The organism is Pseudomonas sp. P4_C1 (genome assembly GCF_056402155.1).
In genome coordinates, this window is record NZ_JBFUHY010000033.1 from 1 (window position 1) to 13,593 (window position 13,593).

The following is a 13,593-nucleotide window of genomic DNA, read 5'->3' on the forward strand; positions in this document are numbered from 1 at the left end:
CTTTGGGTGCGAGTAAAGAAGTCGCCCAGAAAGTGGCATGTAACACCCGTCGTTGGTGGGACAACAGTCGATGGGCCTTGAATTGGGTGCTTAATCTCGCGTGGTTTGATCGCTTGGGACTTCCACGTCTCTCCTGACCTCAATCCCTCGAACCGCCCGGTGCGGACCCGCATGCCGGGTGGTGTGGCAGGGGTACGGTCTATGAAGGCCGTCCCCTATGCCGATGCCTGGCGGGTCGCTATCTTTTTTTGTTGCATTGGTTACTTCAAAGGCTCCCGCGGTTTGCTCGGGCCATTCAGCAATCTGATGGAGCGTGGGTCGGGCGATCTCCTTCGCTACACTCGGTGCATCTTCCGAGAACAACAAGGCTGTTTGCTATGCAAAATCGCATGATGATCACTGGTGCAGGCTCTGGCCTGGGTCGCGAAATCGCGCTGCGCTGGGCGCGTGAAGGCTGGCAACTGGCGTTGTCGGACGTCAGCGAGCCCGGCTTGCAGGAAACCCTGAAACTGGTCCGCGAAGCCGGTGGCGACGGTTTCATCCAGCGCTGCGACGTGCGCGACTACAGCCAGTTGACGGCGTTCGCCCAGGCCTGCGAAGTCAAGCTCGGCGGCATCGATGTCATCGTTAATAACGCGGGTGTGGCGTCTGGCGGGTTCTTCAGCGAGTTGTCCCTGGAGGATTGGGACTGGCAGATCGCAATCAACCTGATGGGCGTGGTCAAGGGCTGCAAGGCTTTCCTGCCGCTGCTGGAAAAAAGCAAAGGCAAGATCATCAACATCGCGTCCATGGCCGCGCTGATGCAAGGCCCGGCGATGAGCAACTACAACGTGGCCAAGGCGGGTGTGGTGGCGTTGTCCGAGAGCCTGTTGATCGAACTGGCGCATCAGGAAGTCGGCGTGCATGTGGTGTGTCCGTCGTTCTTCCAGACCAACCTGCTGGACTCCTTCCGCGGTCCGACCCCGGCCATGAAAGCCCAGGTCGGCAAATTGCTGGAAAGCTCGCCGATCAGCGCCGCTGACATCGCCGACTACATCTACCGGCAGGTCGCCGCCGGCGAGTTCATGATCCTGCCCCACGAACAGGGCCGCATGGCCTGGGCGCTCAAGCAGAAGAACCCGCAACTGCTCTACAACGAAATGACCGTCATGGCCGACAAAATGCGCGCCAAGGCCAGGCAATCGGCAAGCTGATCTTGCTCGCAGGCAACACTGTGGTTAGGGTGGCCGCCATCGGCCATCCTCGCGAGACGCTTGCATGCTCAATTACCTGTGGTTTTTCCTCGCCGCGCTGTTCGAAATTGCCGGTTGCTTCGCCTTCTGGATGTGGCTGCGCCAGGGTAAAAGCATGTGGTGGGTAGTGCCGGCGCTCCTCAGCCTGACCCTGTTCGCCCTGCTGCTGACCCGTATCGAAGCCACCTACGCCGGCCGCGCCTACGCCGCTTACGGCGGCATCTACATCATTGCGTCAATCGGCTGGTTGGCCGTGGTCGAACGGATTCGTCCGCTGGGTTCGGACTGGCTTGGCGTGGCGTTGTGTGTGATCGGCGCGAGCATCATCCTGTTCGGGCCGCGATTCTCCGCATCCTGACAGATCGGCCCTACAATCAGCCGGATTGTCAGACCTTTCCGTAAGCGTAGTGCGTCATGGCTGTCAGTCCGGTCTGGTTTGCTGCCGAAGCATTGTAGGCAAACCGCGGGCCGGGCATCTTCAAGGGCCAGTAACCCCTGAAGGACACTCCTCATGCTCGTACTCACTCGCGTTGTGGGCGAAACCATTTCCATCGCTGACAACATTTCCGTGCGCGTTCTCGCGATCAATGGAAACAACATTCGCTTTGGTGTCGAAGCGCCGCAGGACGTCAAAGTTCACCGCTCGGAAATCTACGAACGTATCCAGAACAAACTGGCGAAGACCAAGGGACGCTGAAGGCTTCAATCAAACAGGTGTTTGGGCACGTCGTGCTTGAGCATCAGTTGGCATTGCTCGCTTTGCGGGTCGAAGACAATCAGTGCCTGGCCCTTGGTCAAGGCCTGGCGCACGCGCAGTACGCGGGTTTCCAGTGGCGTGTCGTCACCATTGTCCGTGCCGTCGCGGGTCACGAAGTCCTCGATCAGGCGGGTGAGGGTGTCGACTTGAAGTTGGTCGTAGGGAATCAGCATAGGTACCTCGGCTGGATCAATGGCGCGATGCTACGGCGAATGCGAGATTGCCGCTAGCTTGGTTGTTTTATGTTGTCCGATCTGCCGCCATCGCGAGCACGCTCGCTCCCACAGGGCTCAGCGGCGAACCGGATAATTGTGTTCACCACCAATCAACTGTGGGAGCGAGCTTGCTCGCGATGGTGATCTCTCCAGCAACAAAAAAAACGGATCAGTTCTCCGACCGTTGCCCCACCAGACTGTCCACTGACGGTACCCGCGTATCGCTTTCCATCTGCGTGTCGTGTTCGAGTTGATGGCTGAAACGGTCCAGTGAACCCTTGGCCGGTTGCGCATCGCTGGCAAACACTGGCGGGCTGAGGATGTATGCACCGAGCAGGCGGCTCAGGGCGGCGAGGCTGTCGATGTGGGTGCGTTCGTAACCGTGGGTGGCGTCGCAGCCGAAGGCGAGCAGGGCGGTGCGAATGTCGTGGCCGGCGGTGACCGCTGAATGTGCGTCGCTGAAGTAGTAGCGGAACAGGTCGCGGCGGGCGGGCAACTCGTTGTCGCTGGCCAGGCGCAGGAGGTGGCGCGACAGGTGATAGTCATACGGCCCACCGGAATCCTGCATCGCGATGCTCACCGCATGCTCACTGGAGTGTTGGCCTGGCGCGACCGGTGCGATGTCGATGCCGACGAATTCACTGACGTCCCAGGGCAACGCAGCCGCGGCGCCGCTGCCGGTTTCCTCGGTGATGGTGAACAGCGGATGGCAGTCGATCATCAACTCTTCGCCACTGTCGACAATCGCTTTGAGCGCCGCCAGCAGCGCGGCCACCCCGGCCTTGTCGTCGAGGTGGCGGGCGCTGATGTGGCCGGTTTCGGTGAACTCTGGCAGCGGGTCGAAGGCGACGAAATCGCCGACGCTGATGCCCAGCGACTCGCAGTCGGCACGGGTGGCGCAGTAGGCATCCAGGCGCAACTCGATGTGATCCCAGCTGATCGGCATCTCATCCACGGCAGTATTGAACGCGTGCCCGGACGCCATCAGCGGCAAGACGCTGCCGCGAATCACGCCGTTGTCGGTAAACAGGCTGACCCGGCTGCCTTCGGCAAAGCGGCTGGACCAGCAGCCGAGCGGCGCGAGGGTCAGGCGGCCGTTGTCCTTCACCGCCCGCACCGCCGCGCCGATGGTGTCCAGGTGGGCGGAAACGGCACGGTCGGGGCTGTTCTTCTTGCCCTTGAGCGTGGCGCGGATGGTGCCGCGACGGGTCAGCTCGAAGGGAATACCGAGTTCTTCAAGGCGTTCGGCGACGTAGCGCACGATCGTATCGGTGAACCCGGTGGGGCTGGGAATGGCGAGCATTTCCAGCAGGACTTTTTGCAGGTAACCGAGGTCTGGTTCGGGGATTTTGCTGATCATGGAAACTCCTGATGGGTTATCGCCAGTAAGGCCGCCATCGCGAGCAAGCTCGCTCCTACAGGGGAATGCGATCAAATGTGGGAGCGAGCCTGCTCGCGATGGCATCAGTCCAGACAACACATGGCTAAGAGACCACCGGCTGACTGTACGGAAACAACAGATCCACAAACCGCTCCGCCGTCGGCTGCGGTTCGTGATTGGCCAGCCCGGCCCGTTCGTTGGCTTCGATAAATACATAGTTCGGCTGGTCAGCGGCGGACACCATCAGGTCGAGGCCGACCATGGGAATGTCCAGCGCCCGCGCGGCCCGCACGGCGGCGTCCACTAGCGTTGGATGCAGGATCGCCGTTACATCTTCAAGAACACCGCCTGTATGAAGATTCGCCGTACGTCGTACGAACAGATGCTCACCGGCCGGCAGAATGCTGCTGTAGTCGTATCCCGCGGCACGCAAGGTGCGCCGGGTTTCCTGGTCCTGCGGGATCTTGCTTTCGCCGCCCGTGGCCGCTTGCCGCCGCCGGCTCTGGGCTTCGATCAATGCACCGATGGAGTGCTGGCCGTCGCCGACCACTTCGGCCGGCCGGCGAATGGCGGCGGCGACCACTTCAAAACCGATCACCACAATGCGTAGGTCGAGGCCCTCGTGGAAACTCTCCAGCAGCACGCGGCTGTCGAAGTGGCGAGCGGCTTCTATGGCTTGCTGCACCTCCTCGATGGTGCGCAAATCCACCGCCACCCCTTGCCCCTGTTCACCATCCAGTGGCTTGACCACCACGCGCTGGTATTCATCGAGGAATGCCAGATTGTCATCGGCGTTACCCGCCAATTGCTGCGCCGGCAGGTTCAACCCGGCTGCCTTGAGCATTTTGTGGGTCAGGCTTTTGTCCTGGCACAGGCTCATGCTGATGGCGCTGGTCAGATCGCTCAGGGATTCACGGCAGCGTACCCGGCGCCCGCCATGGCTGAGGGTGAACATCCCGGCCTCGGCGTCATCGACGTGCACATCAATGCCACGACGATGTGCTTCCTCGACGATGATCCGCGCGTACGGGTTGAACGCGGCTTCCGGACCGGGCCCGAGAAACAGCGGCTGATTGATGCCGTTCTTGCGCTTGATGGCGAAGGTCGACAGGTTGCGAAAACCGAGCTTGGCGTAAAGGTTTTTCGCCTGTCGGTTATTGTGCAGCACGGACAGGTCGAGGTAGGCGAGCCCGCGACTCATGAAGTGCTCGATCAGATGCCGCACCAGCACCTCTCCGACACCCGGTCGCGCACAGTGCGGGTCGACCGCCAGGCACCACAGGCTGCTGCCGTGTTCGGGATCGTTGAAGGCCTTGTGGTGATTGAGGCCCATGACGCTGCCGATGACGGCGCCGCTGTCCTCGTCTTCGGCCAGCCAGTACATCGGGCCGCCCAGGTGACGCGGAGTGAGCAGGGTGGCGTCGATCGGCAGCATGCCGCGCGCCTGATACAGCTGATTGATCGCCTGCCAGTCGGCATCGCTTTGCGCGCGGCGAATGCGGAAACCGCGAAACACCCGGGTCGCCTGACGGTAATCGCTGAACCACAGGCGCAAGGTATCGGACGGGTCGAGGAACAGCTGCGTCGGCTCCAGCCCCAGCACTTGCTGGGGCGCGGCGACGTACAGCGCAATATCCCGTTCGCCGGGCCGCTCGTTGAGCAACTCCCCGGCGAGGCTCGCGGCATCGGCGAAGGTGTGCCCGATCAGCAAGCGGCCCCAGCCGCAATGCACGGCAATCGGTGCCGCGCCGAGCGCACTGCGGTCTTCGGCCAGGCGTGCCTGCAGGCGTTCGTAGGAGGGCGACTGGCCGCGCAACAGGCGTTGGCTGAACGCTGTGGTATGAGGTTTCATCGGTCAGACTCCTTGTTCGCTGAGCCACAGGTTGAGGGCCGCCAGTTGCCACAGCTTCGAGCCGCGCAACGGCGTCAGTTGTCCCTGCGGGTCAGTCAGCAGAAGGTCGAGCATCGCGGGATTGAACAGGCCGCGATCCTGGCCGGGATCGAGCAGCAGCTCGCGCACCCATTCCAGCGTATCGCCCTGCAAATGCTTGAGGCCCGGCACCGGGAAGTAACCTTTCTTGCGGTCGATCACTTCACTGGGAATCACTTGTCGCGCGGCTTCTTTCAAGACGTGCTTACCGCCGTCCGGCAGTTTGAAACGCCCTGGGATCCGGGCCGACAGCTCCACCAGGCGGTAGTCGAGAAACGGCGTGCGTGCTTCCAGGCCCCAGGCCATGGTCATGTTGTCGACCCGTTTGACCGGGTCGTCCACCAGCATCACCGTGCTGTCCAGACGCAAGGCTTTGTCCACCGCCGCCTCGGCACCGGGCTGGGCGAAATGGGTTTTGACGAAGTCACCGGCGGCGTCATTCGCAGTCAGCCATTTCGGTTGCACGGTGGCGCCGTAATCGTCGTAGCTACGGTCGAAAAACGCTTCGCGGTACGCGGCATACGGATCGCTTGCACCATCCACTTGCGGATACCAGTGGTAACCGGCGAACAGTTCGTCGGCGCCCTGGCCGCTTTGCACCACCTTGCAATGTTTGGCCACTTCCCGGGACAACAGGTAGAAGGCGATGCAGTCATGGCTGACCATCGGTTCGCTCATGGCGCGGAACGCGGCGGGCAGTTGTTCGATGATTTCTTTTTCATCGATGCGCAACTGGTGATGCTGCGTGCCGTAGTGTCGGGCGATCAGGTCCGAATACTGGAACTCGTCTCCACGCTCGCCGCCGGCATCCTGGAAGCCGATGGAGAAGGTCGACAGATTGTCCACGCCGACTTCCCGCAGCAAGCCCACCAGCAGGCTTGAATCGACACCGCCCGATAGCAGCACGCCGACATCCACTGCCGCGCGTTGGCGGATGGCGACCGCTTCGCGGGTACTGTCGAGCACACGGTCGCGCCAGTCTTCGAGGGTCAGATCCGTCTCATCGGCGTGAGGACCGTAGGGCAGGGTCCACCAGGTTTTCTGCTCGGTGCGACCATCGGCTTCGATGCGCATCCAGGTGGCCGGCGGCAGTTTTTCAATTCCCGCCAGCAAGGTGCGCGGTGCCGGGACCACGGCGTGGAAATTCAGATAGTGATTGAGCGCTACAGGATCGAGGATCGGGTTGATGTCACCGCCCTTGAGCAATGCCGGCAGCGCCGAGGCGAAGCGCAGGCGTTGGCCGGTGCGCGACAGGTACAGCGGTTTCACGCCGAGTCGGTCGCGAGCGATGAACAGGCGTTGGGCATCGCGCTCCCAAACGGCAAAGGCAAACATACCGTTGAGTTTCGGCAACAAGGCTTCGCCCCAGGCGTGATAGCCCTTGAGCAGCACTTCGGTGTCGCCACCGGAATAGAAGGCGTATCCCAGGCTTTCAAGCTCGGCGCGCAATTCCGGAAAGTTGTAGATCGCCCCGTTGAAGGCCAGGGACAAGCCCAATTGCGGGTCGATCATCGGCTGCGCCGAGCCGTCCGACAGGTCCATGATTTTCAGGCGCCGATGGCCCAGGGCAACCGGCCCCTGGCTATGAAAACCCCAAGCGTCGGGGCCGCGAGGGGCCAGGTGATGGGTGATTCGTTCAACGGCTGCAAGGTCTGCAGGTTGATGATCAAAACGTAACTCGCCAGCTAATCCGCACATAAATTCCTTACCGGTTTTTCCGTTGGGGAGGGTCAATCGATACCGCGCCAAACGGCGGGTACTCAGAAAGTGACCCTCCTCGGTAAGGGGAGTTTTAGACCGATGAGTTATATGCGTGGCTGACCACGGCCGAATCGCCCCGTGAGGGCGACTTAGGCTGCTGTATCGACTACTTGCCCCGGATCAGGCGCCGCAAGGCAAACCGATTGGGATGGCAGGCTTCGGCGACGCTTCTGGGCAAGGGCAGGGGTTCGTTGTCCAGCCAGGCCGCCAGCAGTTCCCCGGACAGCGGCGCGGTGATCAGACCGCGCGAGCCGTGGCCGCTGTTGATGTACAAACCGTCAAGCCATGGGCATTCGACGTCCGGCACTTGTCGGGCATCCTTGCCCAGCGCTGCATACGCCTGAGCGAACGCCTGGGTGTCGGCCAATGGTCCGACGATTGGCAAGTAGTCAGGGCTGGTGCAGCGAAAAGCGGCGCGCCCCTGGAGGCTTTCAGGCGCAAGTTTGTCGGCCTGTAGACGCTCGACCAGATCGTGGGAAATCTCTTCGAGCATGGTCAGGTTGCCCAGGTGTTCGGCCGTGGTCGGCGTCAGGTCATCGCTCTTGAAATCGAAACTGGCCCCCAGCGTGTGTTCGCCCAAACGTGCAGGGGCGACATAGCCTTCGGCACACACCACGGTGCTCAGGGCCTGGCTTTGCGGGGTTTGCCCCAGGCGGGTGATTTGCCCGCGAATGCGTTTGAGCGGTAACTCGGCACTCTCGGGGAATCGCCGGATTTCGGCGGCCCCGGCCAGCACCACCACCGGTGCACTGGCGAGCAGACGCTCGCCGTTCCAGGCTTGCCACTGATCGTCAACCTTGCGCAGTTCCAGCGCATCGCGATGGGTGAGCAATTGAATTCGCGGGTGCGCGGCCTGCCACTGGCACAGCGCCGGTGGGTGGACCCAGCCGCCTTCGGGATAGAACAGGCCCCCCTGTGCCAGCCCGATACCGGCCACGGCCTGTGCCTCGGGTTGATCCAGCAGGTGCAACAAGTCCGCCGGAAATGCCGCGGCCAATTGCACTTGGCGTTCGGCTTCCTTGGCATCGAAGGCCAGTTGCAACACGCCGCAATCGTCCCAATCGTGACCCCGTTGCAAATGTTCGAGCAGTCGTCGGGTGTAACCGAACCCGCTGACGATCATTTGCGACAGCGCCGTGCCATGGGCCGATAACTTCAGGTAGAGCACGCCCTGCGGGTTGCCCGAGGCTTCCTGGGCGATATCGTCGTGGCGCTCCAGCACTGTCACTTGCCAGCCCCGCGCGGCGAGGCTGGCGGCGCTGGCGCAACCGGCCAGCCCGGCCCCGATCACCAGTGCCTGGCGTTCGCCGGTCAGTTGCGCCGGGCGGGCAAACCAGGGTTTATCGGGCACCGGGGCGGGCACGTCCTGGGGCCAGCCGAGGAACTCGCCGCGCAGGATTTCCCATTTGTGGCCGATGCCTGGGGTGCGTTTCATCTTGAAACCGGCGGCGTTGAGCAAGCGCCGCACCCAACCGGTGCTGGTGAATGTGCTGATGGATGCACCGGGAGCGGCCAGGCGCGCCAGTTCGGCAAACAGTTCGGCGGTCCACATGTCGGGGTTCTTCGCCGGAGCGAAACCGTCGAGGAACCAGGCGTCGATTCGGGCATCGAGTTGCGGCAGTTGCTCCAATGCGTCACCGATCAGCAGCGTCAGGGTGACGCGACCGTTATCCAGCGTCAGGCGCTGAAAACCCTGATGGATCGCCACGTACTGCGCCAGCAATTGATCGGCAAACACCTTGAGTTCCGGCCAAAGCGCCAGGGCACGTTGCAAGTCGGCCGGGCTCAACGGGTACTTTTCGACGCTGACAAAATGCAGCCGCGCTCCGGCCGCCGCGTGTTGTTCGAACACCTGCCAGGCACACAGAAAATTCAGTCCCGTGCCAAAGCCCGTTTCACCGATGACCAGGCGTCCGCCCTCCGGCAAGGCAGCAAAGCGTTCCGCCAAGCGGTTCTGCTCGATAAAGACATAGCGGGTTTCGTCCAGCCCCGACTGGTCGGAGAAATACACATCGTCGAACACTCGCGAATACGGACGACCTTGGTCATCCCAGTCGAGCTGGGCGTGGGGCAGTTCAGGTTTCATGGCAGGCTCGGCAACGGCAAGGCCGACATTCTAGCCGATCGATGGCGTGGCCAAGCTCTTTGTGGCGAGGGGACCATCAGGAAAATCTCTGCTGACCCTCAGTTCCATCCGCTAGTCTTGCTCACATCTGGAAGGGAGCCGCTCATGTTTGAATCTGCCGAAATCGATCACGCCATCGACAAAGACACCTATGACGCCGAAGTCCCGGCCCTGCGCGAAGCGTTGCTCGAAGCGCAATTCGAATTGCAGCAGCAACGCCGCTTTCCAGTGATCATTTTGATCAATGGCATCGAAGGTGCGGGCAAGGGCGAGACGATCAAGGTGCTCAACGAATGGATGGATCCGCGTCTGATCGAGGTTCGCACGTTCGATCAGCAAACCGACGAAGAGCTGGCGCGGCCACCGGCCTGGCGGTACTGGCGGATGCTGCCGGCCAAGGGGCGCATGGGGATTTTCTTCGGCAACTGGTACAGCCAGATGCTGCAGGGGCGGGTCCATGGCGAGTTCAAGGATCCGCGATTGGACCAGGCGATCAACGGCGCCGAGCGCCTGGAAAAAATGCTGTGCGATGAAGGTGCGCTGATCTTCAAGTTCTGGTTTCACCTCTCCAAGAAGCAAATGAAGGCGCGACTCAAGGCGCTGGCCGACGACCCGCTGCACAGCTGGCGTATCAGCCCGTTGGACTGGCAGCAGTCGCAAACCTACGACAGGTTCGTGAAATATGGGGAGCGGGTGCTGCGGCGCACCAGCCGTGACTATGCGCCGTGGCATGTGATCGCCGGGGCGGATGCGCATTATCGCAGTCTGGCCGTGGGGCGGATTCTGCTGGCGGGCCTGCACGGCGCATTGCAGCGGCCGACGATCCACCCGGAAAAGGTCAGCGCCGCGCCAGTGTTCCCCAGCGTCGATCAAGTGAACCTGCTCGACAGCCTGGACCTGACCCTGAACCTGGACAAGGATGATTACGAAGAACGGCTGATCACCGAGCAAGCGCGGTTTTCCGGGTTGATGCGCGACAAGCGCATGCGCCGCCATGCACTGGTGGCGGTGTTCGAGGGCAACGACGCGGCGGGCAAGGGCGGGGCGATCCGTCGGGTGGCGGCAGCGCTTGACCCGCGCCAGTACAGCATCGTGCCGATTGCCGCGCCCACCGAAGAAGAACGGGCTCAGCCCTATCTGTGGCGTTTCTGGCGACACCTTCCGGCCCGGGGCAAGTTCACCGTGTTCGACCGCTCCTGGTATGGCCGGGTGTTGGTGGAGCGCATTGAAGGTTTTTGCAGCCCGGCGGACTGGCTGCGTGCCTACGGTGAAATCAACGATTTCGAAGAACAGCTCACCGACGCCGGTGTGATCGTGGTCAAGTTCTGGCTGTCCATCGACAAACAGACGCAACTGGAGCGCTTCGAGGAGCGCGAAAAGATTCCCTTCAAGCGCTTCAAGATCACTGAAGACGACTGGCGCAACCGTGAAAAATGGGATGACTATCGCGCGGCGGTCGGTGACATGGTCGACCGTACCAGCACCGAGATTGCGCCATGGACCCTGGTGGAAGCCAATGACAAGCGCTGGGCACGGGTCAAAGTCTTGCGCACTATCAACCGGGCACTGGAGGAGGCTTTCGAAAAATCCGACCGGCATGAACGCAAGCGTAAGGACAAGGATTGAAGCGATGGTTACGCATACGCGAGGTGAATGATTGTCGCGGTTGGAGAAGAGCTGGACTTATGCTCGGTCCACTCTCAACCGATAACAACAATGAGGTATGTCATGCGTGAAGTGGTGATCGTCGACAGCGTGCGGACCGGCCTGGCCAAATCCTTTCGCGGTAAATTCAACATGACCCGCCCGGACGACATGGCGGCACACTGTGTCGATGCACTGTTGGCGCGCTCCGGTATCGATCCGGCGAGCGTCGAGGACTGCATCGTTGGCGCCGGTTCCAACGAAGGCGCCCAGGGTTTCAATATCGGTCGCAATGTCGCGGTGCTGTCGCGCCTGGGCATCGGCACGGCCGGCATGACCCTCAACCGCTTCTGTTCCTCGGGCTTGCAGGCGATCGCCATTGCCGCCAACCAGATCGCTTCGGGTTGCAGCGACATCATCGTCGCCGGCGGCGTCGAGTCCATCAGCCTGACCATGAAGAGCGTCAACACCGACAACCTGATCAACGCGCTGCTCAAGGAGCAGGTGCCGGGCATCTACTTCCCGATGGGCCAGACCGCTGAAATTGTCGCGCGTCGGTACAGCGTCAGCCGTGAAGAGCAGGACCTGTATGCGCTGCAAAGCCAGCAGCGTACCGCAGAGGCGCAGGCCGCCGGGCTGTTCTGCGATGAAATCGTACCGATGGCGGTGAAGTATCGTGTCGAAGACAAAAGCACCGGTCAGGCACAGATCCTCGACGGCATCGTCGACCGCGATGACTGCAACCGCCCGGACACCACCCTGGAAAGTCTGTCCGGGTTGAAACCGGTTTTCGCAGAAGATGGCTCGGTCACGGCCGGCAACTCTTCGCAACTGTCTGACGGCGCGTCAATGACCCTGGTAATGAGCCTGGAAAAAGCGCTGGAACTGGGGCTCAAGCCGAAAGCGTTCTTTCGCGGTTTTACCGTGGCCGGTTGCGCGCCGGACGAGATGGGCATCGGCCCGGTGTTTTCGGTACCGAAACTGCTCAAGGCCAAAGGCTTGCGGATTGACGACATCGACCTGTGGGAACTCAACGAAGCCTTCGCCTCGCAGTGCCTGTACAGCCGTAACCGCCTGGAAATCGACAACGCCCGGTACAACGTCAACGGCGGCTCGATTTCCATCGGTCACCCGTTCGGCATGACCGGTTCGCGTCAGGTCGGGCATCTGGTTCGTGAGTTGCAGCGACGCAATCTGCGTTACGGCATCGTCACCATGTGCGTGGGGGGCGGGATGGGGGCTACGGGACTGTTTGAGGCGGTGCGTTAAGCCTTGATGTACCTTGTTGTCAGTTAGATAGCCATCGCGAGCAAGCTCGCTCCCACAGGTTTTGTGGCGTACACAAGATTAATGATCGCCGCTAGACACTGTGGGAGCGAGCTTGCTCGCGATGGGCGCGCCACGGTATTGCGACCTGCACAGTTTCATTCGCGGCCAGTCTCAAACTGTGCCTGTGTACGCCACCGCTCCAGGCCTAGAATGACGGCTCCTGTCAGTTGGCGTTGGGGTTCACATGCACATTTCATCGGGTCGCTGGGGTTACGGTCTGTTCCTGGCCTTGTTGACCGCGTTGTTGTGGGGAATCCTGCCGATCAAGCTCAAGCAGGTGCTGCTGGTGATGGACCCGGTGACGGTGACCTGGTTTCGCCTGTTGGTGTCTGGCGGCTGCCTGTTCATTTACTTGGCGGCCACCAGGCGCCTGCCCAGCCGCAAAGTGCTCGGTCCTCGTGGTGGCTGGCTGGTGCTGATGGCGGTGCTCGGCCTGGTCGGTAACTATGTGCTGTATTTGATGGGCCTGAACCTGCTCAGCCCCGGCACGGCGCAACTGGTGGTGCAGATGGGGCCGATCATGCTGCTGATCGCCAGCGTGTTTGTGTTCAAGGAGCGGTTCAGCCTGGGGCAGGGGATCGGGTTGTTGGTACTGCTGATGGGTTTTGCGCTGTTTTTCAACCAGCGCTTGAGTGAATTGCTCACGTCGCTGACCGACTACACCGCCGGCGTGCTGCTGGTGCTGCTGGCGTCCACGGTCTGGACCTTCTATGCCCTGGGGCAGAAGCAATTGCTGACGGTGTGGAATTCGCTGCAGGTGATGATGGTGATCTACCTGTTTTGCGCGCTGCTGTTGACGCCGTGGGTGCATCCGCTCGAAGCGTTGCAATTGAACCCGTTGCAGGGTTGGTTGCTGCTGGCGTGCTGCCTCAACACCCTGATTGCCTATGGCGCGTTTGCCGAGGCCCTGGCCCATTGGGAGGCCTCCCGGGTCAGCGCAACGCTGGCCATCACGCCGTTGGTGACTTTTGCGGCGGTTGCCATGGCTGCGTGGTTGTGGCCCGACTATGTGCATGCCGAGACGATCAATGGTTTGGGTTATGGCGGTGCGGTGCTGGTGGTGCTGGGGTCGGCGCTGGTGGCGTTGGGGCCTTCGCTGATTGCCGGGTTGAAGGCGCGGAAGGTGCGGATGGCTGCCAGTTAGACCGCGTCATCGTTCATYGCGGGCAAGCCACGCTCCCACAGGTTTTGCGTCGTCCACAATGTTCATGAACGACTC

The 13,593-nt window shown here is 61.7% G+C and carries 11 protein-coding genes; 6 read left to right on the forward strand and 5 right to left on the reverse strand.

Annotated elements, in window-relative coordinates; translation table 11 throughout:
* Positions 1–377: 377 nt before the first annotated feature.
* From AC1DU9_RS18150 to csrA, 3 genes are all read left to right on the forward strand, one after another.
* A complete protein-coding gene (locus AC1DU9_RS18150) occupies positions 378–1,193 on the forward strand; it encodes an SDR family oxidoreductase (RefSeq protein ID WP_115947244.1) in 816 nt (271 codons plus the stop codon).
* 64 nt (positions 1,194–1,257) lie between these two features.
* Positions 1,258–1,590 carry a YnfA family protein gene (locus AC1DU9_RS18155; protein WP_008004345.1) on the forward strand — a complete coding sequence of 111 codons (333 nt, stop codon included), beginning with the start codon at positions 1,258–1,260 and terminating at the stop codon, positions 1,588–1,590.
* A gap of 153 nt (positions 1,591–1,743) precedes the next feature.
* On the forward strand, positions 1,744–1,929 hold the full coding sequence (gene csrA / locus AC1DU9_RS18160; RefSeq protein ID WP_223462447.1) for a carbon storage regulator CsrA: 186 nt from the start codon (positions 1,744–1,746) through the stop codon (positions 1,927–1,929).
* A 5-nt stretch (positions 1,930–1,934) separates the two neighbouring features.
* On the opposite strand, the gene AC1DU9_RS18165 is transcribed toward csrA, so the two are convergent.
* The 5 genes from AC1DU9_RS18165 to mnmC all read right to left on the reverse strand — a co-directional run bounded on the left by AC1DU9_RS18165 (position 1,935) and on the right by mnmC (position 9,362).
* Positions 1,935–2,162, reverse strand: a complete 228-nt coding sequence (locus tag AC1DU9_RS18165) for a YheU family protein (RefSeq protein WP_223462448.1) — start codon at positions 2,160–2,162, stop codon at positions 1,935–1,937.
* A gap of 211 nt (positions 2,163–2,373) precedes the next feature.
* Positions 2,374–3,564, reverse strand: coding sequence for an osmoprotectant NAGGN system M42 family peptidase (locus AC1DU9_RS18170; protein ID WP_263289819.1), 1,191 nt, complete (start codon positions 3,562–3,564; stop codon positions 2,374–2,376).
* Between the two features lie 124 nt (positions 3,565–3,688).
* Positions 3,689–5,437 (reverse strand): N-acetylglutaminylglutamine synthetase, encoded by a 1,749-nt coding sequence (gene ngg, locus AC1DU9_RS18175; protein WP_223462449.1) that lies wholly within the window; start codon positions 5,435–5,437, stop codon positions 3,689–3,691.
* 3 nt (positions 5,438–5,440) lie between these two features.
* Complete coding sequence (locus AC1DU9_RS18180; RefSeq protein WP_477810577.1) at positions 5,441–7,213, reverse strand: N-acetylglutaminylglutamine amidotransferase; 1,773 nt, start codon at positions 7,211–7,213, stop codon at positions 5,441–5,443.
* 169 nt (positions 7,214–7,382) lie between these two features.
* A complete protein-coding gene (mnmC, locus tag AC1DU9_RS18185) occupies positions 7,383–9,362 on the reverse strand; it encodes a bifunctional tRNA (5-methylaminomethyl-2-thiouridine)(34)-methyltransferase MnmC2/FAD-dependent 5-carboxymethylaminomethyl-2-thiouridine(34) oxidoreductase MnmC1 (RefSeq protein WP_223462451.1) in 1,980 nt (659 codons plus the stop codon).
* A gap of 144 nt (positions 9,363–9,506) precedes the next feature.
* Between mnmC and pap the strand changes: the two genes are divergently transcribed.
* From pap to AC1DU9_RS18200, 3 genes are all read left to right on the forward strand, one after another.
* Positions 9,507–11,027, forward strand: coding sequence for a polyphosphate:AMP phosphotransferase (gene pap / locus AC1DU9_RS18190; protein WP_223462452.1), 1,521 nt, complete (start codon positions 9,507–9,509; stop codon positions 11,025–11,027).
* A 102-nt stretch (positions 11,028–11,129) separates the two neighbouring features.
* The gene (locus AC1DU9_RS18195; protein ID WP_477810578.1) at positions 11,130–12,314 is read left to right on the forward strand and encodes a thiolase family protein; all 1,185 of its coding nucleotides are present in this window, start codon (positions 11,130–11,132) and stop codon (positions 12,312–12,314) included.
* Between the two features lie 244 nt (positions 12,315–12,558).
* A complete protein-coding gene (locus AC1DU9_RS18200) occupies positions 12,559–13,518 on the forward strand; it encodes a DMT family transporter (RefSeq protein WP_477810579.1) in 960 nt (319 codons plus the stop codon).
* Positions 13,519–13,593: the final 75 nt, after the last annotated feature.